Source organism: Actinomadura parmotrematis (assembly GCF_019458805.1).
Classification (GTDB): domain Bacteria; phylum Actinomycetota; class Actinomycetes; order Streptosporangiales; family Streptosporangiaceae; genus Spirillospora; species Spirillospora parmotrematis.
Genome location: NZ_JAIBOA010000018.1, coordinates 38,867 through 62,202 on the forward strand (window position 1 = coordinate 38,867; position 23,336 = coordinate 62,202).

Sequence of the window (23,336 nt, forward strand, 5' to 3'; positions counted from 1 at the left end):
GGTTCACATCCCGAGACGGTCGCGTCATCGGGTGCGGCGGCGATGGCGGTGGCGGGACCGGGACCAGGCGGTGAGGGCCAGGGCGGCGAGGGTGAAGAGGGCGGCGTTCGCGGCGGGCGGGTAGAGCCAGTCGTCTCCGCGCCGGTGGGCCTCCACGGCGGTGGACGCCGAGTCGTAGGCCAGGAAGGCGAGCAGCAGGACGGCGGCCCAGAGGGCGATGCGGCCGGCGATCCTGTCGGTGCGGCGGCGGCGCGCCTCGCGCTCCTCCTCGTAACGGCGCAGCTCGGCCGCCCGGTCCGGGACGGGCGTGGACGGCGGCGGGGCCGTGGCGGGGGCGGCCGGGCCGATGTCGCCGTCCAGGGGCTCGTCGTCGTGGGTGCTCACCGGGCAATCATCGCAAACGGGCGGAGAGACGTCATCGTGATCTCTTCGCCGGTGCGCGGCGTCTAACATGCGTGACCATGTCCCAGCCCGGCGGCGCCGAACGGTACGCGGGCCTGCTCACGCTGTTCGCGCGGCTGCGCGAGCGGCCGACGGCCCGGCAGGGCGACCGGCTGCGCCCGCTGCTGGTGGTCGTGGACCCCGACGGGAGCGCGACCCGCGAGCTGGCGGTCGGCGCGAAGACGGACGGTCCCGCCGTCCACCTGAGCGCCGACTCCGCCGCGTCCCCGCGGTCCGACGAGCTGCCGCTGCTGCTGAGGCAGATCAGCCGCGGGCTGTCCCAGGGGCCCGCCGCGCTGCGGTTCCCGCTGCTCAGCCTGGTGCTCTGGCTGGTGGAACTGCGCCTGACGCGGATCGAGCAGGAGGAGAGGGGGGACGAGAACGAGCCTTCCGACGAGTTCCTCAAGAAGCAGTGGGCGCTCGTCAAGGAGCTGCGGCGGCCCGGGGAGCACGCCGAGCAGAGGCAGCGGATGGAGCGCGCCGTGCGCGCCCAGCGCCAGGTGATCGTGCCCGCCGCCGAGCCCGGGCAGCGCGGCCGGCTCGGCTCCGCGCTCGACTACATCGGGCAGATCGCGCCGATCGGCGTCGCGGTGGTCGCCCTGCTGAGCGCGACCGCCGCGTCCGCCGTGGACCTCGTGACCGCCCTCATCGCCGCCGCCGCGGGCCTCTCGGTCCTGCTCGGGCAGATCCTCGGCCGCACCCGCGACTGGTCGGGCGGCCGGCACTACCGCTGGCTCACCGAGCAGCGGCACCTGCGCGGCGACCCGGGCGAGGGCCTCACCGGGTTCGCCCTCGCCCTCTTCCACGACGAGCCTCGCGGCGCCGCGCGCGGCGGATCCGGCGACCCGGTCGCCGAGCTGCTCGTCGACGCCTTCCTCCAGGACCTGCGGCAGTCCTACCGGCGCCGGATCTGGCGCGCCGCCTGGGCCCGGGTGCGCTACCCGGCCGTGGTGATCGACGCGATGCCGGCCGACCGGGCGGCGCACCGGTTCGTCGTGCTGGTCGAGAGCGTGCGGAGGGCGGAGCCGCGCTTCGACCCCCTGGTCATCGCGGTCGGGTGCGCGTCCGCGAGCGACGCCGCCGAGCTGGCGGGCCTCGTGCGGACGCCCGTCGCGAGCGCCGAGATGATCGGGCTCGACCGGCTCGCCCGGCCGGGCGCGGCCCCGCCGTTCTGGGAGCGGAGCCGCGCGGACCGGCGCCGCGCGAACGTCCTCGGGCCGACCCGCGCCTTCCTGGTCGACGCGACGGACGGCGACGGCTCGTCGACCGAGCCGCCCTACCGGGGCCGGCGCCGCCCGTGGGCGACGCACCCGGCGATGCCGTGGATCGCGATGGGCGCGGTCGTCGCCGCGTCCGTCGCGGTGATCTCGTTCCAGGCGGTGCGGTACTGCGCGCCGTTCAGCGTGTGGCGGGCCGGCGACCGCGAGTGCGTCGGGCTGACGGACGGGTCCTACGTGTTCGCCGGGCGGCTCGCCGCCACCGAGCGGCGGATCGAGAAGCTGAACGACGCGGTGCTGGACTCCGGCCGCCCCTACGTGACGATCGTCTACCTCGGCGCGATGTCGGTAGACCCGACGACCCGCAACCCGCAGAACGACCTGCAGTCGGACGTGCACGGCGAGCTCGTCGGCGTCGCCCTCGCCCAGCAGCGGAACAACGCCACGAGCGGGCTGCCGCACGTGCGGGTGGTGCTCGCCAACGCCGGCAGCCGGTTCCGATACGCCGCCGAGGTCGCCGAGCGGATCCGCACGGAGGCCGCGCACGACCCGCGGATCGTCGGGGTGGTCGGGTTCGGGCAGAGCCGCCGGCAGACGAGCGAGGCCATCGCCGAGCTGTCGAAGTCGGCGCTGCCGATGGTCGGCACCACCAACACCTACGACGACACCGGCAAGATCGACGATGCGGCGCGGGCCGGCGGCGACTTCTCGCCGTACTACTTCCGGCTCGCCCCGCCGAACTCCCGCCTCGCCGAGCACGCCGCGTTCTGGGCGCGCGACGGGGAGACCGGCCCGCCCGCCAAGGGCGCCGACGTGTTCTACGACACCAGCAACGACGACCTGTACAGCACCGACCTGGCCAGGGACTTCGCCGACTACTTCGGCAAGGGCCTGCCGCGCGGCTCGGTGACGATGCTGCCCTACAACGACCCGAGCCAGGTGCCGGCCCGCGTCCAGCAGGCGTGCCAGGACGCCGGCCGGATCTTCTACTACGCGGGCCGGTCCGACGAGTTCCGGCTGTTCGTCGACCGGCTCGCCAACACCGACTGCCACGGCACCCGCGTCGTCCTCGCCGGCGACGAGGTCACCAAGTACGTCAGCGACAACGCCGCCGACATCGGCAGCACCGCCTCGATCCGGCTGTTCTACACCCCGCTCGCCGCGCGCGAGGCATGGACGCCCGAGTGGGTCGGCGCCAGCCCGCTGCAGGTGTTCTACACCTCGTTCGGGCCGCTGGTCGACGACCTGGTCGGCAAGGACGCCCCGGCGAACGAGCGGCCGTCGCAGGCGCACTCGGCGCTCGGCTACGACGCGGCGAGCGCGCTGATGAGCACCGCGCAGCGGATCTACGGGGAGCAGCGCAGCCTGCCGTCGGCGGCCGCGGTGCTGTCGGAGCTGACCGAGCCCGGCGGCGGCGCCAGGGCGCAGGGCGCGTCCGGGCCGCTGGTGTTCGGGCCGCGCGCGACCGGCCACGCCGTCCCCGACAAGGCGGTGCTGCTGGCGACGGTCCAGCCGGACGGGAAGGTGCGGATGGTGACCGTCTGCGGGCGGCTGACCTCGGAGGTCGCGCACCGCGAGCGGTGCCCGAAGGGCTGACCGAGGGCGACGAAAAGGCCCCCGGGCGTCCCGGGGGCCTCAGCGTTGCGCGGGAGGGACCGGCGCGTCAGCCGGCGTAACGCTTGAGGGCCTCCGCGGAACCGGTCACGTCGTCGATCGAGCGGGTGCCCGGCCCGGTGTAGCGGGCGGACGGCCGGACGAGGCGCCCGGTGCGCTTCTGCTCCAGGATGTGCGCGGCCCAGCCGGCGGTGCGCCCGCAGGTGAACATGGCCGGCATCATCGCGGTCGGGACCTCGGCGAAGTCCAGGATGACCGCGGCCCAGAACTCGACGTTGGTCTCGATCGCGCGGTCGGGGCGGCGCTCGCGCAGGACGGCGAGGGCGGCGTCCTCCAGCGACTTGGCGGCCTCGAAGCGCGGCGCGTTCAGCTCCTTGGCGGTGCGGCGGAGCACGCGGGCGCGCGGGTCCTCGGCGCGGTAGACGCGGTGGCCGAAGCCCATGAGCCGGCCGCCGCCGTCGAGGATGTCGGTGACGACCTTGCGGGCGTCGCCGGACTTCTCCACGTCGTCGATCATCGGCAGGACGCGGGCCGGGGCGCCGCCGTGCAGCGGGCCGGACATCGCGCCGATGGCGCCGGAGATGGACGCCGGCACGTCGGCGCCGGTGGAGGCGATGACGCGGGCGGTGAAGGTGGAGGCGTTCAGGCCGTGCTCGGCGGCCGAGACCCAGTAGGCGTCGATGGCCTGGACGTGCTTGGGGTCCGGCTCGCCGCGCCAGCGGATCATGAACTGCTCGGTGATCGTCTTGCCCTCGTCGACGCGGGACTGCGGGACGAGCGGGACGCCGACGCCGCGCGCGGACTGCGCCACGAACGACAGGGCGGTCACCGAGGTGCGGGCGAGGTCGGCGCGCGCCGTCTCGTCGTCGATGTCGAGCAGCGGGCGCATCCCGTAGGCGGGCGCCAGCGTCGGCAGCGCGGCCTGCACGTCCACCCGCACGTCGCCGGAGGTGACCGGCAGCAGGTGCGGCTCGGCCGCGGCGAGGCCCGGGGCGAAGGAGTCGTCCACCAGCAGGCCCCAGGCGTCGCCGAAGGACACGCGGCCGACCAGTTCCTCGATGTCGACGCCCCGGTAGCGGAGCGCGCCGCCCTCCTTGTCCGGTTCGGCGATCTCCGTCTCGAAGGCGACCACGCCCTCCAGACCAGGTTTGAAGTCGGACATGTGTCGTCCTGCCTTTCGTCCCCATGAAGTGATAAGGCGGTGCCGTGCCATTGAACCCTGTCCGCCCTACCGACGAGTACCCCGGCCCCGGTGCGATGGCCGAAGGCCAGGTGGGAAGGTATGACGCCGTGGATCACTCGACGCCCGACCCCGCACGGCTCCGCAGATCTTACGAGGGGGCCCGGCTGCGCGAGCAGGCCGTCCCCGCCGAGCCGCTCACCCTGTTCGCCGCCTGGTTCGCCGACGTGGCCGCCGCCGACCTGCCCGAGCCGAACGCGATGGTGCTCGCCACGGCCACCGCCGACGGCGTCCCCGACGCCCGCACCGTCCTGCTGAAGGGCTACGGCGCCGCCGGTTTCGAGTTCTTCACCAACTACACCTCCGCCAAGGGGCGCGAGCTGGACGCCAACCCGCGCGCCGCGCTGGTGTTCCCCTGGCACGCCGTCCGCCGGCAGGTCCGGGTGACCGGCCGGGTGGAGCGGCTGTCGCGCGAGGAGTCGGCCGACTACTTCCGGACGCGGCCCTACGGGTCGCGGATCGGCGCCTGGACCAGCGAGCACCAGTCCGGCGTCATCCCCGACGACGCCTACCTCGCCGACCGCTACGCCGAGCTGGAGGCGCGCTGGCCCGCGCCCGCGGAGGGCGACGACGCCGACGCCGTCCCGCTGCCGGACTTCTGGGGCGGCTACCGCGTCGTGCCCGCGGCCGTGGAGTTCTGGCAGGGCCGCCCGAACCGGCTGCACGACCGGCTCCGCTACGAGCGCGAGGGGGAGGCGGGGGAGGAGCACTCCTGGCGGATGGTCAGACTGTCCCCGTGACACTGGAGAAACGACCCCCCGCCGGCTCCGAGCCGACGCCCGAGGAGGAGGCGCTCGCCGAGGCGAGCCCGCTCGACGCCCCCACCGTCCTGCCCGAACCGCCCCGCAAGCGGGGCCTGCGCCGCTTCGCCATCGACACCGACCCGCTCCGGAACGCTCCCTTCCGGCGCCTGTGGATCGGGCAGGGCGTGTCGTTCGTCGGCTTCCAGGTGACGTCCGTCGCGGTGCCGGTCCAGGTCTATGACATCTCTCACTCCTCGGCCTGGGTCGGCGCGCTCGGCATCGTCAGCCTCGTCCCGCTCATCGTGTTCGGGCTGTGGGGCGGCGCCGTCGCCGACCACATGGACCGCCGGAAGCTGCTGCTCGCCTCCTCGCTGATCACCTGGGCGTCCACGCTGCTGCTCCTGGTGCAGGCGCTGCTCGGCCTGGACAGCCTGCTGCTGCTCATGGCGGTGGTGGGGGTCCAGTCGGTCGGGTTCGCGGTGTCCTCGCCGACGCGCAGCGCGATCGTGCCGCGGCTGTTCCCCAAGGAGGAGGTGGCCGCGGCGACCACCCTGAACTTCACCGCCAGCCAGGTCGGGATGCTCGCCGGGCCGCTGCTCGCGGGCCTGGTCATCGGCACCGGGCACTACTCCCTCGCCTACGGCCTGGACGCGGTGCTGTTCACTGTCGGCCTGTACGCCGCGCTCCGGCTGCCCGACCTGCCGCCGCTCGGCGACGTCCCCGCCGCCGCGCCCGGCCTCCGCTCGGTCTGGGACGGCCTGCGCTACCTCGGCACCCAGCCGGTCCTGATGATGTCGTTCGTGGTGGACATCATCGCGATGGGCGTCGCGATGCCCCGCGCGCTGTTCCCCGAGGTCGCCGACGAGCGGTTCGGCGGCGCGCACGCCGTCGGCTGGCTGTTCGCCTCGATCGCCATCGGCTCGGTGCTCGGCGGCCTCATGTCGGGCTGGATCGGCCGGGTGCACCGCCAGGGCGTCGCGCTCGTCGCCGCCATCGTCGCCTGGGGCCTCGCGGTCGCCGCCGCCGGCCTCGCCCACTCGCTCTGGCTCGCCGTCGCGCTGCTCGCGGTCGGCGGCGCCGCCGACCTGATCTCGGCGGTGTTCCGGCAGACGATGCTGCAGACCTACGCACCCGACGAGATGCGCGGCCGGTTGCAAGGCGTGTTCACCGTCGTCGTCGCGGGCGGCCCCCGCCTCGGCGACCTGCGCGCCGGCGTCACCGCCACGGCCGTCGGCGCCACCGCGTCCTGGGTCGGCGGCGGCGTGGCCTGCGCCGTCCTGGTCGTCGTGGCCGCCCTCGCCGCGCCCGCCCTGCTGCGCTACGACACCCGGACGGCGGCCGGGACCGCCGAACCGGCGGCGGGCGGCCCCGGAGCGTGACCGAACGGGAACAACCCGGCCGGTTCCGGCGTTGTCCCGATTCCCCCACCACGGGGATGCCCGCGCGAACCGTTCGAGGGAGTGCGGAGCAAGTAGACTCGAGGCCACGAGACTGGAGGGAGCCTGTGACCTCACACGGCCTGATCGACACCACGGAGATGTATCTCCGTACGGTCTTCGAGCTCGAGGAGGAGGGGATCGTCCCCCTCCGCGCGCGCATCGCCGAGCGGCTCTCGCAGAGCGGCCCGACGGTCAGCCAGACGGTGGCGCGGATGGAGCGCGACGGGCTGCTGCGGGTCGAGGGCGACCGGCACCTGGAACTGACCGACTCCGGCCGCCGGCTGGCCGTCAGCGTCATGCGCAAGCACCGCCTCGCCGAGTGCCTGCTGGTCAACGTGATCGGCATGCCCTGGGAGGACGTGCACATCGAGGCCTGCCGCTGGGAGCACGTCATGTCCGAGGAGGTCGAGCGGCGCCTCGTCGCGCTGCTGGACAACCCGACGGCCTGCCCGCACGGCAACCCGATCCCCGGCCTCGCCGAGCTCGGCGGCCACGACGACGAGGCGGCCGGCGTCCCGATCGCGCTGATGAGCACGGTGGCGTCGGCGGCGGGCGCGCCCGTCGTCATCCGCCGCATCAGCGAGCAGGTGCAGAGCGACAGCGACCTCATGCTGCGGCTGAAGCAGATCGGCGTGCAGCCCGGCCGCGAGGTGACGCTCCGCGCCACCGACGACGGCGTCCGGGTCACCTGCGACGACGAGGCCGGCGTGCCGGACACCGAGCTGCCGAGCACCATAGCCGAGCACGTCTTCGTCAGCCGGCGTTAGGGGACGCGACGGCGGAGCGGGGCGTGGACGGCCGCGGCGGCCGGGCGGGGCGGACCCGATCCGGCGCCGCGGGCGGCTATGGCCTGCCCGCCTTCGTCCCTTATGGTGGGCCGGTGGGCGGTCCGTGCCGTGCGGTCATTACCGAAGATCTCCACAGCGTTCCGCCGTTCCGGCGCTTCCGGGCCCCCGGGACGTCGTTCAATACGACAGTGGCGCTCGCCCCTCCGGGTGAGCGAGGATCACGGCAGCGGCGGGCGAGGAACGCGACGGTAACCGGGATGGGCACATGAAGCGCTGGGGGGAGACGCCTTACGAGGCGCACCTGCCGCCCGAGACCGTCCTCAACCAGATGGAGATGGCGGTCGTCGTCTGCGACCGCTTCAGCAACGTCATCTACGGCAACGCCTTCGCGCGCCAGCTCTTCGGGTTCGGCGGCGACGAGCTCATCGGCCACTCGGTGCTGTCGCTCGGCATCGCCGAGGAGGACCACGAGCAGGCCACCGAGCTCGCCAAGCACGTCCTGAAGGGCGGCGTGTGGGAGGGCACCTTCTGCAACCTGCGCGCCGACGGCTCCACCGTCTACACGCGGGCGCACGCGGTGCCGCTGCGGCACCCGTCCGGCGCCGTCGACGGCATCGTGATCTTCGCGCGGGAGGCGCTCCGCTCCAACCAGCGCGAGCAGGACCGCTACGGCCTGCTGGAGCGCATCGGGGAGCGGCTCGCCGGGTCGCTGGAGCTGGAGTCCACGCTCCGCCGCGTCGCCGACACCCTCGTCCCGCAGTTCGCCGACCACTGCTTCATCGACCTGTTCTCCGGCGACCGGCTGTTCCGCCGGGTGTCGCGGCACGCCGGCGGGTGGACGCCGCCGCCGGGCACCTGGGCCGAGGTCGGCGAGGCGGTGTCCTACCCGCCCGGCCACTTCAGCGCCAAGGCGATGGCGCGCCGCGACGCCGTCCTGGTCGAGGACATGCTCCAGCACCGCTTCGCCGCGCCCACCGAGCCGTCGCAGCGGCTCGGCGACGCGATGGGCGTCACCTCGGTGATCTCCGCGCCGCTGCTGGTGCGCGGCGAGCTGCTCGGCGTGATGAGCCTCGCCCTGTCCAACCTCACCAAGCGCGTCGACCCCCACTACGACGGCTTCGACCGCGACCTGCTCGGCGCCATCGCCAGCCGCGTCGCCCTGTCGGTCGACAACGCGCTGCTGTTCGAGGAGGAGCGCGAGACCGCGCTCGCCTTCCAGAAGCACCTGCTGCCCGCCGACTCCCCGCCCCGCCTGGACGGCCTGCAGATCGCCTGGCGGTACGAGCCGGCCCGGCCGCTGGAGTCGCACGGGCACGGCATCCAGACCCAGGTCGGCGGCGACTGGTACGACGTCATCCCGCTGTCGGCGGGCCGCGTCGGCCTCGTCATCGGCGACGTCGAGGGACGCGGCGCCCGCGCCGCCGCCGTCATGGGGCAGCTGCGCGCCGCGCTCCGCGCCTTCGCCCAGGACGACAAGCCGCCCGCCGACATCCTGCGCAAGCTCGACGAGTGGGTGCGCACGATGACGCGCCCCGAGCGGATGCGGTCGGGCTGGAACAGCGACGACCTCGTCCGCCCGCCGCTGGTGTCGTGCACCTACTTCGTCTACGACGCCTGGTCGCGCGTCCTGGAGTTCGCCAACGCCGGCCACGACCCGCCGCTGCTCGTCCAGGACGGCGTGGTGTCGGAGCTGGAGTTCGGCAGCGAGGGCGTCATGCTCGGCGTCCGCGGCCCCGGCATGGGCGGCGAGATCCTGTTCACCGAGGAGTCGGCCGAGCTGAAGCCCGGCACCACCCTGGTGCTGTACACCGACGGGCTCGTCGACCGGCGGCCCCGCGAGGACGGCGCCTACTACTCGCGCGAGCAGGCCCGCGAGATGGTGCGGTCCGCGGTCGCCGCGGTGTCCCGGCAGGGCGTCGAGGCGATCGCCAACGCCGCCTACGACGCGGTGCCCGGCGACGTCAACGACGACGTGGCGATCGTGGTGATCCGCACCGCGCCCGAGGAGCTCGCCGTCACCGAGCGCAGCTACCCGGCCGAGCCGATCATGGTGTCGGAGGCGCGGCGGCTCGCCTCGGACGCGTTCGCGTCCTGGGGCATGGCCGAGGAGCGGGCCGAGCTCGCCTGCCTGCTGGTGTCGGAGGTCGTCACCAACGTCGTGCTGCACGCCGCGACGACGCCGGCGCCGCGCCGCGAGCTGGTGCTGGACGGCGGCGGCCCCGGCCAGTTCGGCGGCGACCCGTTCGACGAGGACGACTGGGGCCTCACCACCGACCTCGCCGAGCAGCTCGGCCGCCGCGAGCCGCGGTCCAAGGAGTTCCGGCTCCGGCTGCGGCGCGGCGCGGACGCCGTCTGGGTCGAGGTGTTCGACACCGACATGCGGCTGCCGCGCATCCGCAGCGCCGGCGAGACCGACGAGGGCGGCCGCGGCCTGTACCTGGTCGACCAGCTCGCCAGCCGGTGGGGCGCCCGCCCGACCAGCGACGGCAAGGCCGTCTGGTTCGAGATCCCGCTCGACTAGGCCGGCTGGACGGGCTGGACGGGCTCGGCGGCGACGTGCGCCCAGGACTGGGTGAACCAGAGCTCGCCGCCGATCAGCCGCGGCCGCGCGCCGGTCGCCGGGCCGCCGTCGATCTCGTCCATCAGCTCGTCGCGGATCCGCTCGGCGGCGCGGGCGCTGTGCGCGCCGGCGAGCCACGGTTCGATGGGCCGCTCCACGGTGAACACGTCCATCCGCCGCACCGTCGCGCCCGCCCCGGTGATGAGGTCGGTGAGCGCGGCGAGCGACGGGGTGCCGCGGTGGTCGGGGTCGCGGAGCCGCTCCAGCCGCTCGCGGCCCGGTCCCGCCAGGTTGGGGCGGACGAGGTCGGCGACGACGAGCCGCCCGCCCGGCCCGCAGACGCGCAGCAGCTCGCGCACGACGCGCCGCGGCTCGCCCAGCGTGTACAGCGAGAACCGGGCGGTGACCAGCGAGAACGCGCCGTCGCGGTAGGGCAGCCGGGTCGCCTCGGCGCGCACCGTGACGCCCTCGGGGTCGGCCCGCTCGGGGCGCGGCTGCGGCCGGGCGGCCGGGACGCGCCGCGCGGCGAGGTCGCCGTCGCCGGCGATGCGGACCGGCCCGGTGCCGAACTCCACGGTGCGGGACCGCTCGCGTGCGCGCCGCACCGGCGCCGGCGGCACCGCGTCGACCGCGCTGACGTGCCGGACGCGCGGCGCGAGCGCGGCCGGCATCGGGCCGTGGCCGCGCGCCACGTCCAGGCACACGTCGCCGCGCGCCGGTTCGGCGAAGTCGAGCAGCCGCTGCAGGTGCGGCGCGACCGCCCCCCTGCCGGGCTGCTCGGTCGTGGTGGCCGGCTGAGGCACGTCGCATCTCCCTACGATCGGTCGGCCTCACCGGGCGGGGTCGCCGCTCGCACCGGACGCCGGATCAGGGAGCGGGGAAAAGAAGGGAAGCCGGTTTCACCGGGTATGACTCACGGCGGAGCCGAAAGGTTCGCCGGCGGCAGCGGAAATCAGCCGTTCAGGTGCTGCCCCCACAGGGCGAGCACGACGAGGACGAACACCACCAGGATCGCGTTGCGGGCCGGCGGGTTCAGGTGCATCCGGATCATCGCCCAGCGGATGCAGAAGGCCGCGAGGAGCGCGACCACGACGAGCGCGATGATGCCTTCCATGGTCACCTTCAGGTCCGGGGACGGGCCGCCGCCCCCAGCCTAGCCGGGTAAGGAGCGGCTTACCCGGCCGCCGGGCGCCGGGGTGCGGCCGGTAGCCTCCCGGATGTGGCAGATGTGAAGGAAGAGAACGGCGTCGACACGCTGGACGCCCTCATGCAGAACCTGGCCCTCGGCCGCGTCGCGCTCGGCGCCGTCGCCTTCGCCGCCCCCGGGCTCACCGGCAGGCTGCTCGGCCTCGGCGCCGGCGACGGCGGCCGCGACTACATCACCAGGGCGTTCGCCGCCCGCGAGCTGGCGCTCGGCGGCGGCTACCTGCTGGCGCGCGGCCGCGCCCGCGACCTGTGGGCGCGGCTCGGCCTCGCGGTGGACGCGCTGGACACCGTCAGCGGCGCGAAGTCGCGCGGCGCGGTGCCGCTCTGGGCGACGGCCGCCGCCGTCGCGGTGTCGGGCGGCGCGACCGCGCTCGGCGCGGCGAAGGTGGGGCGCGACCTGGTGAAATGACGGCCGCCCCCGGCAGGACGCCGCCGCAGGACGTCCCGGCCGGCACGTGATCTTCGCGGGCCGGATGGGTAGGCCTCTCCCGTGACCGGGGGATTCTGCCATGGGGGGCGGTATGACGGCTGACGTTTCGGCCCAGCGCGAGAGGGAGATGCCGCACGGCAGGAACCTCGCGGTGATCCTCGGCTCGCTGATGCTGGCGATGCTGCTGGCGGCGCTGGACCAGACCATCGTGTCCACCGCGCTGCCCACCATCGTCAGCGATCTCGGCGGGCTGAACCACCTGTCGTGGGTCGTCACCGCCTACCTGCTGTCGTCCACCGCCTCCACCCCGCTGTGGGGCAAGCTCGGCGACCAGTACGGCCGCAAGCGGCTGTTCCAGACCTCCATCGTGATCTTCCTGGTCGGGTCGGCGCTCTGCGGGCTGTCGGGCTCGATGGGGCAGCTCATCGCGTTCCGGGCGATCCAGGGGCTCGGCGGCGGCGGCCTGATGGTGCTGGTGGTCGCGATCGTCGGCGACGTCGTCCCGCCCCGCGACCGGGGCCGCTACCAGGGCCTGTTCGGCGCGGTGTTCGGCGTGTCCAGCGTGTGCGGGCCGCTGCTCGGCGGCTGGTTCGTGGACAACCTGTCCTGGCACTGGGTCTTCTACATCAACCTGCCGGTCGGCGTCCTCGCGCTCATCGCGATCGCGCTCGTGCTGCGCACCCCGGGCGAGCGGCACCAGCACCGGATCGACTACCTCGGCACGCTGCTCATCGTCGGCTGGTCGGTGGCGCTCGTGCTGATGACGACCTGGGGCGGCACCGAGTACGACTGGATCTCGCCGCAGATCATCGGTCTCGGCGCGGCGGCGCTGGTGCTCATCGCCGCCTGGATCTGGGCCGAGCACCGGGCGGCCGAGCCGGTCCTGCCGCTGCACCTGTTCAAGGACCGGGTGTTCTCGCTCTGCTCGGCGATCGGCTTCGTCATCGGCTTCGCGATGTTCGGCGCGCTGACCTTCCTGCCGATCTTCCTGCAGGTGGTGCACGGCGTCAGCCCGACGCTGTCGGGCGTGCACCTGCTGCCGATGATGATCGGCCTGCTGGTCGCCTCGATCGGCTCCGGGCAGCTCATCTCGCGCACCGGCCGGTACAAGATCTATCCGGTGGTCGGCACCCCGATCGTCGCGCTCGCGATGTTCCTGCTGTCGCGGATGGACGAGCACTCCAGCACCTGGTCGATGAGCCTGCGGTTCGCGCTGCTCGGCTTCGGCCTCGGCCTCGTCATGCAGGTGCTGGTGATCGCGGTGCAGAACCAGGTGCCCTACGCCGACCTCGGCGCGGCGACCTCGGGCGTCACCTTCTTCCGGCAGATCGGCGGCTCGTTCGGCGTCGCCGTCTTCGGCAGCGTGTTCGCCAGCCGGCTCGCGACCGAGATGACCGACCTCGCGCGGCGCGGCGAGCTGCCCCGCGGGTTCGACGCGACGGCCGCGCAGGGCAACCCCGACGTCATCAAGAAGCTGCCGGCGGTCGTCCAGCAGGACTTCCTGCACGCCTACGCCGCGTCGATCCAGACGGTGTTCAAGTGGGCGGTGCCGATCGCGCTCGTCGCCTGCGTGCTGACCTGGTTCCTGCGGGAGGTGCCGCTCCGCGCGACGGCGCAGGCCACCGACTACGGCGAGGGCCTCGGCGGCGCGTCGGCGCGCTCGTCGCGGCGCGAGATCGAGCGCGCCCTGTCGGAGCTGATGCGCCGCGACCCCGGCGCCAAGGAGGTCTACGCGCGGCTCGGCGCGCTGTCGGGGATCGCGCTGCCGGCCGGCAGCATGTGGGCGCTCTGCCGGATCGCCCGGGACGGCACGGTGTCGGGGCAGGAGCTCGCCGACCGCGCGGGCGTCCCGGTCGAGCAGGGCCGGCCGTTCGTCGACCGGCTCGTGGACGAGGGGTACGTGGTCCGCGACAACGGCGCGCTGACGGTGACCCGGACGGGCACGAAGGCCGCCGACCGGCTCGTCTCCGCCCGCGAGCAGGGCCTCGCCGCGCACCTGGACGGCTGGTCGCCGGAGGAGAAGCCCGAGCTCACCGCGCTGCTGCGGGAGCTGGCCCGCGACACCCTCGGCGACGACGCCGAGGGGCGGGAGGTGCACTCCCCAAGCGGGCCTACCGGCGAGTAGTATCGGCCGCGCCGCCGTCGGGGCGGGGTGGGATCGAGGTCACAGCGGGCGTTGCGTCCCGGGGGATGTAATCTCATACTGACTAACCGAATCCCACTCGGTTTCGGGACGGAACCCGTACCCCAGCTTTTGGAGGCGCAGTGGCCGAGGCGTACATCGTCGGCGCGGTCCGTACCCCCGTCGGTACCCGCAAGGGCGCCCTGAAGGACGTGCACCCCGCCGACCTCGGCGCGCACGTGCTCAAGGAGCTCGTGGACCGGACCGGGGCGGACCCGTCCGCCGTGGAAGACGTGATCATGGGCTGCGTGATGCAGGTGGGGCCGCAGGCCCTGGACATCGCGCGCACCGCCTGGCTGTCGGCCGGGCTCCCCGAGTCGGTGCCGGGCGTCACCATCGACCGCCAGTGCGGCTCGTCCCAGCAGGCGATCCACTTCGCCGCGCAGGGCGTGCTGTCGGGCACCCAGGACCTGGTCGTCGCCGCCGGCGTCGAGCAGATGGCCAAGGTGCCGATGGGCGCCAGCATCGTGCAGGGCCTGGACTTCCCCTACGGCGAGGGCTGGGCCGGCCGCTACGGCATGCAGGAGATCTCCCAGTTCCGCGGCGCCGAGCTCATGGCCGAGAAGTGGGGCTACACCCGCGAGGACCTGGAGCGGTTCGCGCTGGAGAGCCACCAGCGCGCGGGCAAGGCCATCGAGGCCGGCTACTTCGACCGCGAGATCGCCCCGATCGCCGGGCTGGCCAAGGACGAGGGCGCCCGCCCCGACACCACCCTGGAGAAGATGGCGGGGCTGAAGCTGCTCCGCGAGGGCGGCGTCATCACCGCCGCCGTCGCCTCGCAGATCTCCATCGGCGCCTCCGCCGTCATGATCGCCTCCGAGGACGCGGTGAACCGCTACGGCCTCACCCCCCGCGCCCGCATCCACACCCTCGCCGTCACCGGCTCGGACCCGGTCTACATGCTGACCGGCCCCATCCCGGCGACCGAGAAGGCGCTGTCGCGCAGCGGCCTGAAGATCAACGACATCGACGTGTTCGAGGTCAACGAGGCGTTCGCCCCCGTCCCGCTCGCCTGGGCGCACGACACCGGCGCCGCGCTGGAGAAGACCAACCCCAACGGCGGCGCGATCGCCCTCGGCCACCCCCTCGGGGCGACCGGCGGCATCCTGATGACCAAGCTGCTGCACGAGCTGGAGCGCACCGGCGGCCGCTACGGCCTGCAGACGATGTGCGAGGGCGGCGGCCAGGCCAACGCCACCATCATCGAGCGCGTCTAGCGTCACCCGTACGATCGGCGGGCGGGACCTCCTGGCGGGGTCCCGCCCGTTCCGCGTCCGAGGAGGCCCATGTACGACACGATCCTGTTCGAGGTGCGCGACCGGGTCGCCCGGATCACCCTGAACCGCCCCGAGGCGCGCAACGCGCTGAGCGACGCCATGACGGCCGAGCTCCTCGACGCGCTCGCCAAGGCCGACGTGGACGACGCGGTCCGCGTCATCGTGCTGACCGGCGCGGGCGACCGGGCGTTCTGCGCGGGCGCCGACCTCGGCGGCCTCGGCGCCAAGCAGGCCGCCGGCGGGTCGGTCACCGACGGGAGCGCGATCCGCGAGAGCGCCCCGTTCCGGCTGTTCACCGCGATCCCGAAGCTCGGCAAGCCGGTGATCGCGCGGCTCGCCGGGCACGCCGTCGCGGGCGGCCTCGGCCTCGCCGCGTCCTGCGACGTGGTGGTCGCCGCCGACGACGTCACGCTCGCGACGCCGGAGGTGAACGTCGGGCTCTGGCCCATGATGATCATGGCGGTGATCAACCGGAACACGGCGCCCAAGCACGCCTTCCGGCTCTACTACACCGGCGAGCGGATCAGCGCCGCCGAAGGGTACGAGATCGGCCTGGTCAGCGAGGTCGTCCCGCGCGCCGACCTGGACGCCCGGGTGGACGCGCTCGCCCGCGCGATCGCCGCCAAGAGCCCGCTCGGGCTGCGCCGCGGCCGGCGGGCGTTCTTCGCGATCGAGGGCCGGCCGCTGGAGGACCAGGTCGAGCACCTGCTCGGCGAGCTGGTCGCGCTCGCCGCCACCGAGGACGCCAAGGAGGGCATCACCGCGTTCCTGGAGCGCCGCGAACCGGACTTCAAGGGCCGCTGAGCCCGGCCGGACGCGGGCCGGGCGCTAGACGATCCGGACGGCGACGCCGGCGCTCTGCAGCGCGGCGACGATCTCCGGTGGCGCGCTCGCGTCGGTGACGACGGCGTCCAGGTCGGTCGCCGGGCAGACGACGCCGAGCCCCGCGCGGGCCAGCTTGCCGCCCTCGCAGACCGCGATCGTCCGCCGCGCCGCCGCGATCGCGGCCCGCTTCGCCGGCACCTCGTGCAGGTCGTGCGCGGTGAGGCCGTACTCGGCGTCCAGGCCGCACACCCCGATCACGGCGGTGTCGACGCGCAGCGAGCGGAGCGCGTTCTCGGTGAGCGGGCCGGTCAGGTAGAGCGAGCCCGGCGTGGCGAGGCCGCCCGGCAGCAGCAGCCGCACCTCCGGCGCGTCCGCGAGCGCCATCGCCGCGTGCAGGTCGAGGGGGACGACGGTGAGGCGCCGGCCCGCCAGCGCGCGCGCGACGGCGAGCGTCGTCGTGCCGCTGTCGAGGACGACGGCCTCGCCGTCGGCGAGCAGCCCGGCGACCTCGGCGGCGAGCCGCGCCTTGACCTCGGCGTTCTCGTGCGCGCGCACCGCGTACGGGGGCGCCTCGCCGCGCAGCAGCAGGCTGACGGCGCCGCCGCGGACCCGGCGGACCACGCCGCGCGCGGCGAGCTGGTCGAGGTCGCGGCGGATCGTCATCTCCGACGAGCCGGTCAGCTCGGCGAGCTCGGCGACCGTGACGTGCTCGGCGGTGCGGAACCGCTCGATGAGCGCCAGCTGACGTTCCGAACTTTCCATATGTTCATTTGAACAGATTCTGTGTTAGAAAGTCAACGAAAGGTCGCCGAGCCTCCGGGGAGCGTCATGGGCTGGATCGTGTTCGACTACGGCGAGGTCATCAGCCTCGCCCCGCCCGAGGGCGCCGGCGTGCTGCTCCGCGAGGCCGCCGGGGCGCCCGCGGACGCCTTCTGGCCCGCCTACTGGGCCGGGCGCCGCCCCTACGACGAGGGCGCCGTCACCGCGGCGGAGTTCTGGGCCGGGGTGTTCGGCCGCATCGGCCGCGCCCTGGACGACGACCTCGTCGCCGTCCTCGTCGAGCTGGACCTGCGCGCCTGGTCCCACCTCAACCCCGGGACGCTGGCCCTGCTGGAGGAGCTCGCCGCGGGCGGCGCCGACCTCGCGCTGCTGTCCAACGCCCCCGCCGAGTTGGCCCGCCGGGTGGACGCCGCGCCCTGGGCGTCGGTGTTCCGGCACCGGGTGTTCAGCGCCGACCTCGGGCTCGCCAAACCCGACCCGCGCATCTACCGGCGGCTCTGCGAGCGCCTCGGCGCGCAGCCGGGCGAGGTGACGTTCGTCGACGACCGCGCCGACAACATCGACGCCGCGCGCGCCCTCGGCATCCGGGCCCTGCGCTTCACGGGCGTCGACCGGCTGCGCGCCGAGCTCGCCGCGGCGGCCTGACGGGCGCCCGCCGCTCAGGTGGCGGTGAGCGCGAGGGTGCGCTGGATGCGGGCCGCGGTCGCCTTCATCCGGTCCGCCTCCGCCTCGATCTTGGGCAGCTTGGCGGACCGGCAGGAGATCGCGAGCGCGCCGAGCACGCTGCCCGTCGCGTCGGTCACCGGCACCGCCGCGCAGCCCGTGCCGAGGGTGTACTCCTCGTGGTCGAGCGACAGGTGCGGGGAGGCGTCCAGCAGGTGGAACAGCCGGCGCTGCTCGGTGATGGTGTGCGGGGTGAGGTCGACCAGCGGGTGCTGGAGCAGGTACTCGCGGCGGGTGTCGGCGTCCATCTGCGCGAGGATGCACTTGCCGATCGCGGTGGCGTGCGCGGCGTCGTCGAAGCCGACCCAGGTGTCCACGCGCGGGGTGCGCGGCCCGTCCGCCACGTCGATGATGCGGATCTGGTCGTCCTCGTGCACGCCGAAGTAGGACGCGACGCCGAGCTCGTCGCGGAGCGCGACGAGCGTCGGGCGGATGCGCGCCAGCAGCTGCTGCGCCCGGCTCTGCCCGTGCAGGCTCTCCACCTGCGGCCCGAGCACCCACGCGCCGTCCGACAGGCGCATCGCGTAGCCCTCGTGGCCGAGCGTGCGGAGCAGGTGGTAGGTGGTGGCGAGCGGCAGCCCGGCCTCGCGGGAGATCTGCTTGGCGGGCGCGCCGTTCGGGTGCGCCGCCACGATCTCCATCAGGCGCAGCGCGCGCTGTACCGAGGCGATGAGGGTCGGCTTCGGAGTCCCGTCCATACTGGCACCATTGGATCACTTTCCGTGGCCGCGCGTGCGCGAATCGGTGAGGCCGTCCCGCCCGGCCGCCCCGCGGCGGCCCGGCGCGCCCGCGACCGGCGACCCCTCCGAGCAGGCGTTCCGCCGCGGCGTGTCACCATCTGAAAACTCGGCGCCGGCGATCTGGGCGGACCACCGGTCGCGGCGCCGGACCCCGGAGGTATGACGGAACCGCCGGGCCTTACCGCGGAGGACCCGGCGCGGGGGGAGAGCCGCGCATGCTGACAGTGATCGTCGAGGACGGCGCCGACCCGGCCTGGAACCTGGCCCTGGACGAGGCGCTGCTGCGCTCGGCCGCGGCGCCGCCGGGCCGCGGCGCCTGGGACCGGGCCGGGACGGGCCCGCTGCTGCGGGTCTGGCAGAACGCGCCCAGCGTGCTCATCGGCCGCTTCCAGAACCTGACGCGCGCCGTCGACCTCGCCGCCTGCGCCCGCGACGGCGTCCCCGTGGTGCGCCGGGGCAGCGGCGGCGGCGCCGTCCACACCGGCCCCGGCACCCTGCTGTTCTCCCTGGTGCGCCCCGCCGCCCCGCGCGACGCGCGGCCCCCGCTCGACGCGCTCGTGGCCGCGGCCGTCGCCACCCTCGGGCCCCCGGCCGCCGCGCTCGGGGACGGGACCATCGCCACCGCCCGCATGCGCACCCGCCACGCCGAGCTCGTCCAGGTCGCCGTGCACGTCTCCGACGTCGCGTCCGGCGCCGCCCACCTGGCGGCCGGCCCGCAGCCGACGCTCGCCGGGCACGGCCCGCCGGTGTCGCTGGACGCGGTGCGCGCCGCGGTGCTCTGCGGCGCCGTCGAGGAGTACGGCATCGCCGCCGCCCGGCGCCCCGACCGGCACGAGCTGGACCTCCAGCGGCGCCTGCACGCCCGCCGCTACGGCGATCCGGGCTGGCAGCTGAACGGCGTCGAGGCGCGCGACGGCCCGTCCGGCGGCCCGTCCGGCGGCCGCCCGCACCGGATCGGGGCATACCCGTCCGCCCGGCGCTGAGCGGACGTTCACCTGGGGCTCGGGTGGCCTCCAGGGACGCGGCGGGCCTTCCTTCAAATGTGCGGTCGAATTCTGTCAGCCTTGCCGCGCGTGGTTACACTTGCCCGATCCGAGCGCTGGACCCAGGCCGACGGCCTGCGCTCCGGCATGGCCACGCGAGCGGGAATCATGCAGACAACCAATCAGCAAGACATCGTTCAGCCTGCGGCCGGTGAAGGCGCGCTGGAGAACCACCTCGGCGGCGACGAGGCACGCAACTACCGCCGCTACCAGTACAACCTGGTCTCCCCGCACGTCGGGAAGTCCCTGCTGGAGATCGGCGCGGGGCTCGGCCACCTGTCGGCGGAGCTCGCCCCGAACCTGGACTACCTCGCCGTCAGCGACGGCGACCCCTACTGCCTGGAGCAGCTCGCCCAGCGGCACGCCGGCGACGTGGACGTGGACGTCCTGTCGCTGGAGCTGCCCTGCGAGGTCAAGCTGCGGCAGCCGGTCGACACCGTGCTCATGATGAACGTGCTGGAGCACATCACCGACGACGCGCAGGCGCTCCGCGACCTCGCCGCCGCGACCGTCCCGGGCGGCCGCATCATCATCTGGGTGCCCGGCTACCAGCAGCTCTACAGCGACTTCGACCGCAAGGTCGGGCACGTGCAGCGCTACACCCCGAAGACGCTCGGCGCCGCCGTCCGCGCCGCCGGCCTCACCCCCGAGGTGCTGAAGCCGATCAACTTCCTGGGCGGCCTCGCCTGGTGGGCCGCGGTCCGCCGCGGCGGCGCGTCCTACCCGCGGCCCGGCCTGGTGAAGATCTACGACCGGACGGTCATCCCGATCACCGAGACGGTGGAGCGCTTCGTCCGCCCGCCGTTCGGGCAGAGCGTGTTCTGCGTGGCGCGCGTCCCCTCCTGACCGGCGGGACCGAGGGGCGGGCCCGGCCGGGGATCGGTGGGGGTCCGGCCCCGATTTAGGTATGCCGATCGGGATGTCTCCCGATGCCCCGCGGCGCGCGGAGGCCCGAGACTGGGCAGTGGCCGGACGGGCCGCGGACCGCCTCTCCGAGCGGAGCAGTACCGCGTACTCCGCGGATCGCGGTCGGGAAGGCCAGCCACTGAAGTTCCCGTGTGGTCCGACGATCCGGCGCCGGGTGCCCGGGAGGGGAGGCCCCCGGCGCCGGATCCACGCGCCCGCCGCCGGACGCCGGGCGGACGCCGGGCGGGTGTCAGGCGGGCTCGTCGAACAGGCCGAGGCGGTGCGCGGTCGCGGCGGCCTCGCCGCGGTTCGCCACGCCGAGCTTGCCGAGGATGTTCGACACGTGCACGCTCGCGGTCTTCGCCGAGATGAACAGCGCCGCCGCGATGTCGCGGTTGCCGTGCCCGTCGGCGACCAGCCGCAGCACCTCCAGCTCGCGCGGCGTGAGGCCGAGCGGCGCGGCCGCGGCGCCGCCGCCCGCCCGGCGCGGCCGCCGGACGCGGCGGGCCAGGTCGGCGAGGCGCTCGTGCAGCAGCGCGGCGCGGAGCGTCCCGGTGAGCTCCAGGGCCTCGGTGAGCCGGTCGTGCGCGGCGTCGTGGTCGCCGGCGGAGAGCGCGGCCTGCGCGGCGTGCAGCAGCGCCTCGGCGCGCGGGTAGGGGCAGCCGAGCTTCTCCCAGGACGCCGCGACCTCGTCCCAGGCGCACACGTCGTCCTCGCCGCGCAGGCGGGCGATCCCGGCGCGGAAGGTGCGGTGCCAGGCCTCCTGCGCGGAGCCGCGGACCTGGATCGCCGCGGCGTGCCGCTCCAGCTCGGCGGCGGCGCCCGGGTCGCCGGCCCGGACGGCGGCGTCGGTCCCGAGCACCAGCACCGGCCAGGCGTAGCGGGCGCCGTCGGGCAGCCCGGCCTGGTCGCAGAGCCCGTACGCCGCCTCCAGCGCCTCGCGGGGGCGGTCCTCGGCGAGCAGCACCCCCATCTCCAGGCGGAGCACCGCGAAGGTGTCCTGGGACTTGGTCCACCGCTTCTGCGGCGCGAGGATGCCGCGGGACGAGGCGAGGCGGGCGCGGGCGGCGGCGAGGTCGCCGCGGGCGAGCGCGAGCTCCCCCGACAGCACCTGCAGCGAGGTGCGGGTGGTGATCGGCGGGTCGAGCTCCAGGCCGCGCTCCAGCATCTCGGCGGCCTCGTCCCAGCGGCCGAGCGACAGCAGCGGCTCGGCGACGTTGATGGTCAGGAACGCGCCCTGGGTGCGCTGCACGCCGAACTCGGCGGCCCGCACGGCGCCCTTGCGGGCCACCTCGGCGGCCTCGGCGTGCCGGCCGGCGCCCTCCAGGAAGTGCGACTTGATCACCGCGAACCGCATGACGATCCGGTGCGCGCCCGAGCGGAGCACCGCCTCCTCGGCGTCGGCGAGCTGCGCGAGGCCGTGCTCGTAGTCCATGTCGGCGCAGAGCAGGGTGATGCGGGCGTCGGCCTCGGCGGTCGCGTCGCCGATGTCGACGGCGATCCGCAGCGCCTCGGCGGCGGCGTCCTGCGCGGAGCGGATGTCGGTGGTGAGGCGGCCGTAGGTGGCGAGCGCGGTGAGCGCGCGGGCCCGCTGCGCCGTCGCCTCGTCCGGCAGCAGCCGCACCGCCTCGCGGAGGTCCTCCAGGAAGCCGGGCTTGGCGAGCTGGTGGCGCATCCGGCCCGACATCTCCAGCAGGGCGGCGCGCAGCCGGCGCCGGTCGGCCGTGCCGTCCTCGGGCAGCTCGCGCAGCGCCCGCTTGGCGATCGTGATGCCGCGCCCGTACTCGCCGGCGATCTCGGCGGCGGCCGCGGCCTGCCGCAGCACCTCGGCGTAGGGCGCCTCGATGCGCCCCTCGGCGTCCGGCACCTGGTCCCACAGCTCCATGACGCGCGAGAGCATCGTCAGGCTCTCGGCGTAGGCGAGGGCGCGCCGCGACTCGGCGGCGGCCCGCCAGGCGCTCACCAGCGCCCACAGGGCGTCGTGCGCGGCGTGCCAGTGGTGGCTGATCGCCACCCAGCGGCGGCCGGCCGGCATGAGCGCGGCGTCGGCCTCCAGCGCCTCGGCGAAGCGGGCGTGCAGGCGGGTGTGCTCGCCGGGCAGCAGGTCGTCGTGGACGGCCTCGCGGATGAGCGCGTGCCGGAACGCGTAGCCGTCGCCGCTCACCAGCAGCGCGTTGGCGGCGACGGCGGGCCGCAGCAGGCGGCTGAGCGCGGCGTCGTCCTCGCCGGACACGGCGGCGAGCAGGGCGTGGTCGACGTGCACGCCGCCGACGGCGGCGACGCGCAGCAGCTCCTGGGTGTCCTCGGGCAGGCGCTGGATGCCGGCGAGCAGCAGGTCGCGCAGCGACTCGGGCAGCTCGCAGGCGAGCGTCCCGTCGGCGTCCAGGAGCGCCTCGACGAACAGCGGGTTGCCGCCGCTCCGCTCGTGCAGCCGCAGCGCGAGACCGGGGCCCGGGTCGTGGCCGAGGAGCTGCGCGGCGAGCTCGCCGACCTCGCGGACGCCGAGCGGGGCCAGGTCCAGGCGCCGCACCCGCTCGACCCGGCCGAGCTCGGCGAGCAGCGCCCGCAGCGGGTGCGTGCGGTGCAGCTCGTCCGAGCGGTGCGTGACGACGATGAGCAGCGGCGCGCCGCTGAGGTTGCGGACGAGGAAGGCCAGCAGGTCGCGGGTGGAGCGGTCCGCCCAGTGGGCGTCCTCGATGATGAGCGCCACCGGCCGCTCGGCGGCGAGGCGCTCCAGCAGCACGAGCACCAGCTCGAACAGCCGCGCGCGCTCCTCGGCGGTCGCGGCGTCGCTCTCGGGCTCGCCGAACTCCGGCAGCAGCCGGGCGAGGCCGGAGGTGTCGCCGCGCGGCAGCAGCGCCGCGACGCCGTCGGTGCCGATGTCGCGGACCAGGCCGCGCAGGATCGTGGTGAACGGCGCGAACGGCAGGCCGTCCGAGCCGAGCTCCAGGCAGCCGCCGGCGAGCAGCCGGGCGCCCGCCGCCCGGGCGCGCGCGGCGAACTCGCGCATCAGCCGCGTCTTGCCGAGCCCGGCCTCGCCGCCGAGCAGGACGGCGCCGGGGATGTCGCGGAGCGCGTCGTCCAGGACGGTGATCTCGGCGGTGCGGCCGACGAGGACGGGGCTCATCACGCGGGAGGTCACGCCCCCATGATGCCAAACGGACCGGACAAAACGCTCATCG

General features: G+C 74.8%; 19 protein-coding genes. 12 read left to right on the forward strand and 7 right to left on the reverse strand.

Going from position 1 to position 23,336, the window contains the following annotated elements:
* Nucleotides 1-24: 24 nt before the first annotated feature.
* A complete protein-coding gene (locus K1Y72_RS25395) occupies nucleotides 25-384 on the reverse strand; it encodes a hypothetical protein (protein ID WP_220168981.1) in 360 nt (119 codons plus the stop codon).
* A gap of 77 nt (nucleotides 385-461) precedes the next feature.
* Here K1Y72_RS25395 and K1Y72_RS25400 point away from each other — a divergent pair, with 77 nt between their 5' ends.
* On the forward strand, nucleotides 462-3,254 hold the full coding sequence (locus K1Y72_RS25400) for an ABC transporter substrate-binding protein (protein ID WP_220168982.1): 2,793 nt from the start codon (nucleotides 462-464) through the stop codon (nucleotides 3,252-3,254).
* Nucleotides 3,255-3,321: 67 nt separating this feature from the next.
* Here K1Y72_RS25400 and K1Y72_RS25405 read toward each other — a convergent pair whose 3' ends face one another.
* Nucleotides 3,322-4,434 carry a citrate synthase 2 gene (locus K1Y72_RS25405; RefSeq protein WP_220168983.1) on the reverse strand — a complete coding sequence of 371 codons (1,113 nt, stop codon included), beginning with the start codon at nucleotides 4,432-4,434 and terminating at the stop codon, nucleotides 3,322-3,324.
* A 128-nt stretch (nucleotides 4,435-4,562) separates the two neighbouring features.
* Here K1Y72_RS25405 and pdxH point away from each other — a divergent pair, with 128 nt between their 5' ends.
* The 4 genes from pdxH (at nucleotide 4,563) to K1Y72_RS25425 (ending at nucleotide 10,003) form a co-directional block, all read left to right on the forward strand.
* The gene (gene pdxH / locus K1Y72_RS25410; RefSeq protein WP_220168984.1) at nucleotides 4,563-5,252 is read left to right on the forward strand and encodes a pyridoxamine 5'-phosphate oxidase; all 690 of its coding nucleotides are present in this window, start codon (nucleotides 4,563-4,565) and stop codon (nucleotides 5,250-5,252) included.
* Nucleotides 5,249-6,634: an MFS transporter gene (locus K1Y72_RS25415; RefSeq protein WP_308287222.1), complete on the forward strand. Its 1,386-nt coding sequence runs from the start codon at nucleotides 5,249-5,251 to the stop codon at nucleotides 6,632-6,634. The genes pdxH and K1Y72_RS25415 overlap by 4 nt, the downstream gene beginning before the upstream one ends.
* Before the next feature lie 125 nt (nucleotides 6,635-6,759).
* A complete protein-coding gene (locus K1Y72_RS25420; protein ID WP_308287223.1) occupies nucleotides 6,760-7,461 on the forward strand; it encodes an iron-dependent transcriptional repressor DtxR in 702 nt (233 codons plus the stop codon).
* Between the two features lie 286 nt (nucleotides 7,462-7,747).
* Entirely contained in the window at nucleotides 7,748-10,003 is a 2,256-nt protein-coding gene (locus K1Y72_RS25425; RefSeq protein WP_220168986.1) for an ATP-binding SpoIIE family protein phosphatase, read from the forward strand.
* Here K1Y72_RS25425 and K1Y72_RS25430 read toward each other — a convergent pair.
* Both K1Y72_RS25430 and K1Y72_RS25435 read right to left on the reverse strand, forming a co-directional pair.
* Complete coding sequence (locus tag K1Y72_RS25430; protein WP_220168987.1) at nucleotides 10,000-10,845, reverse strand: class I SAM-dependent methyltransferase; 846 nt, start codon at nucleotides 10,843-10,845, stop codon at nucleotides 10,000-10,002. The genes K1Y72_RS25425 and K1Y72_RS25430 overlap by 4 nt on opposite strands.
* A 149-nt stretch (nucleotides 10,846-10,994) precedes the next feature.
* The gene (locus K1Y72_RS25435; RefSeq protein ID WP_220168988.1) at nucleotides 10,995-11,156 is read right to left on the reverse strand and encodes a hypothetical protein; all 162 of its coding nucleotides are present in this window, start codon (nucleotides 11,154-11,156) and stop codon (nucleotides 10,995-10,997) included.
* A gap of 105 nt (nucleotides 11,157-11,261) precedes the next feature.
* Here K1Y72_RS25435 and K1Y72_RS25440 point away from each other — a divergent pair, with 105 nt between their 5' ends.
* The 4 genes from K1Y72_RS25440 to K1Y72_RS25455 all read left to right on the forward strand — a co-directional run bounded on the left by K1Y72_RS25440 (nucleotide 11,262) and on the right by K1Y72_RS25455 (nucleotide 15,941).
* Nucleotides 11,262-11,657 (forward strand): hypothetical protein, encoded by a 396-nt coding sequence (locus K1Y72_RS25440; RefSeq protein WP_308287224.1) that lies wholly within the window; start codon nucleotides 11,262-11,264, stop codon nucleotides 11,655-11,657.
* 112 nt (nucleotides 11,658-11,769) lie between these two features.
* Nucleotides 11,770-13,803, forward strand: coding sequence for an MFS transporter (locus tag K1Y72_RS25445; protein WP_258573670.1), 2,034 nt, complete (start codon nucleotides 11,770-11,772; stop codon nucleotides 13,801-13,803).
* A gap of 140 nt (nucleotides 13,804-13,943) precedes the next feature.
* Nucleotides 13,944-15,077 carry an acetyl-CoA C-acetyltransferase gene (locus K1Y72_RS25450; protein WP_220168990.1) on the forward strand — a complete coding sequence of 378 codons (1,134 nt, stop codon included), beginning with the start codon at nucleotides 13,944-13,946 and terminating at the stop codon, nucleotides 15,075-15,077.
* 69 nt (nucleotides 15,078-15,146) lie between these two features.
* The gene (locus K1Y72_RS25455; protein ID WP_220168991.1) at nucleotides 15,147-15,941 is read left to right on the forward strand and encodes an enoyl-CoA hydratase/isomerase family protein; all 795 of its coding nucleotides are present in this window, start codon (nucleotides 15,147-15,149) and stop codon (nucleotides 15,939-15,941) included.
* Between the two features lie 24 nt (nucleotides 15,942-15,965).
* On the opposite strand, the gene K1Y72_RS25460 is transcribed toward K1Y72_RS25455, so the two are convergent.
* On the reverse strand, nucleotides 15,966-16,724 hold the full coding sequence (locus K1Y72_RS25460) for a DeoR/GlpR family DNA-binding transcription regulator (protein ID WP_220168992.1): 759 nt from the start codon (nucleotides 16,722-16,724) through the stop codon (nucleotides 15,966-15,968).
* Nucleotides 16,725-16,790: 66 nt separating this feature from the next.
* Between K1Y72_RS25460 and K1Y72_RS25465 the strand changes: the two genes are divergently transcribed.
* Entirely contained in the window at nucleotides 16,791-17,387 is a 597-nt protein-coding gene (locus K1Y72_RS25465; RefSeq protein ID WP_220168993.1) for an HAD family hydrolase, read from the forward strand.
* Nucleotides 17,388-17,401: 14 nt separating this feature from the next.
* On the opposite strand, the gene K1Y72_RS25470 is transcribed toward K1Y72_RS25465, so the two are convergent.
* The gene (locus tag K1Y72_RS25470) at nucleotides 17,402-18,163 is read right to left on the reverse strand and encodes an IclR family transcriptional regulator (protein ID WP_220168994.1); all 762 of its coding nucleotides are present in this window, start codon (nucleotides 18,161-18,163) and stop codon (nucleotides 17,402-17,404) included.
* 257 nt (nucleotides 18,164-18,420) lie between these two features.
* Between K1Y72_RS25470 and K1Y72_RS25475 the strand changes: the two genes are divergently transcribed.
* Together K1Y72_RS25475 and K1Y72_RS25480 are read left to right on the forward strand one after the other, a co-directional pair.
* Complete coding sequence (locus K1Y72_RS25475) at nucleotides 18,421-19,188, forward strand: lipoate--protein ligase family protein (protein ID WP_220168995.1); 768 nt, start codon at nucleotides 18,421-18,423, stop codon at nucleotides 19,186-19,188.
* Nucleotides 19,189-19,356: 168 nt separating this feature from the next.
* A complete protein-coding gene (locus K1Y72_RS25480; RefSeq protein ID WP_258573671.1) occupies nucleotides 19,357-20,094 on the forward strand; it encodes a class I SAM-dependent methyltransferase in 738 nt (245 codons plus the stop codon).
* A gap of 310 nt (nucleotides 20,095-20,404) precedes the next feature.
* Here K1Y72_RS25480 and K1Y72_RS37345 read toward each other — a convergent pair whose 3' ends face one another.
* On the reverse strand, nucleotides 20,405-23,296 hold the full coding sequence (locus tag K1Y72_RS37345) for an ATP-binding protein (RefSeq protein WP_308287225.1): 2,892 nt from the start codon (nucleotides 23,294-23,296) through the stop codon (nucleotides 20,405-20,407).
* Nucleotides 23,297-23,336 lie beyond the last annotated feature (40 nt).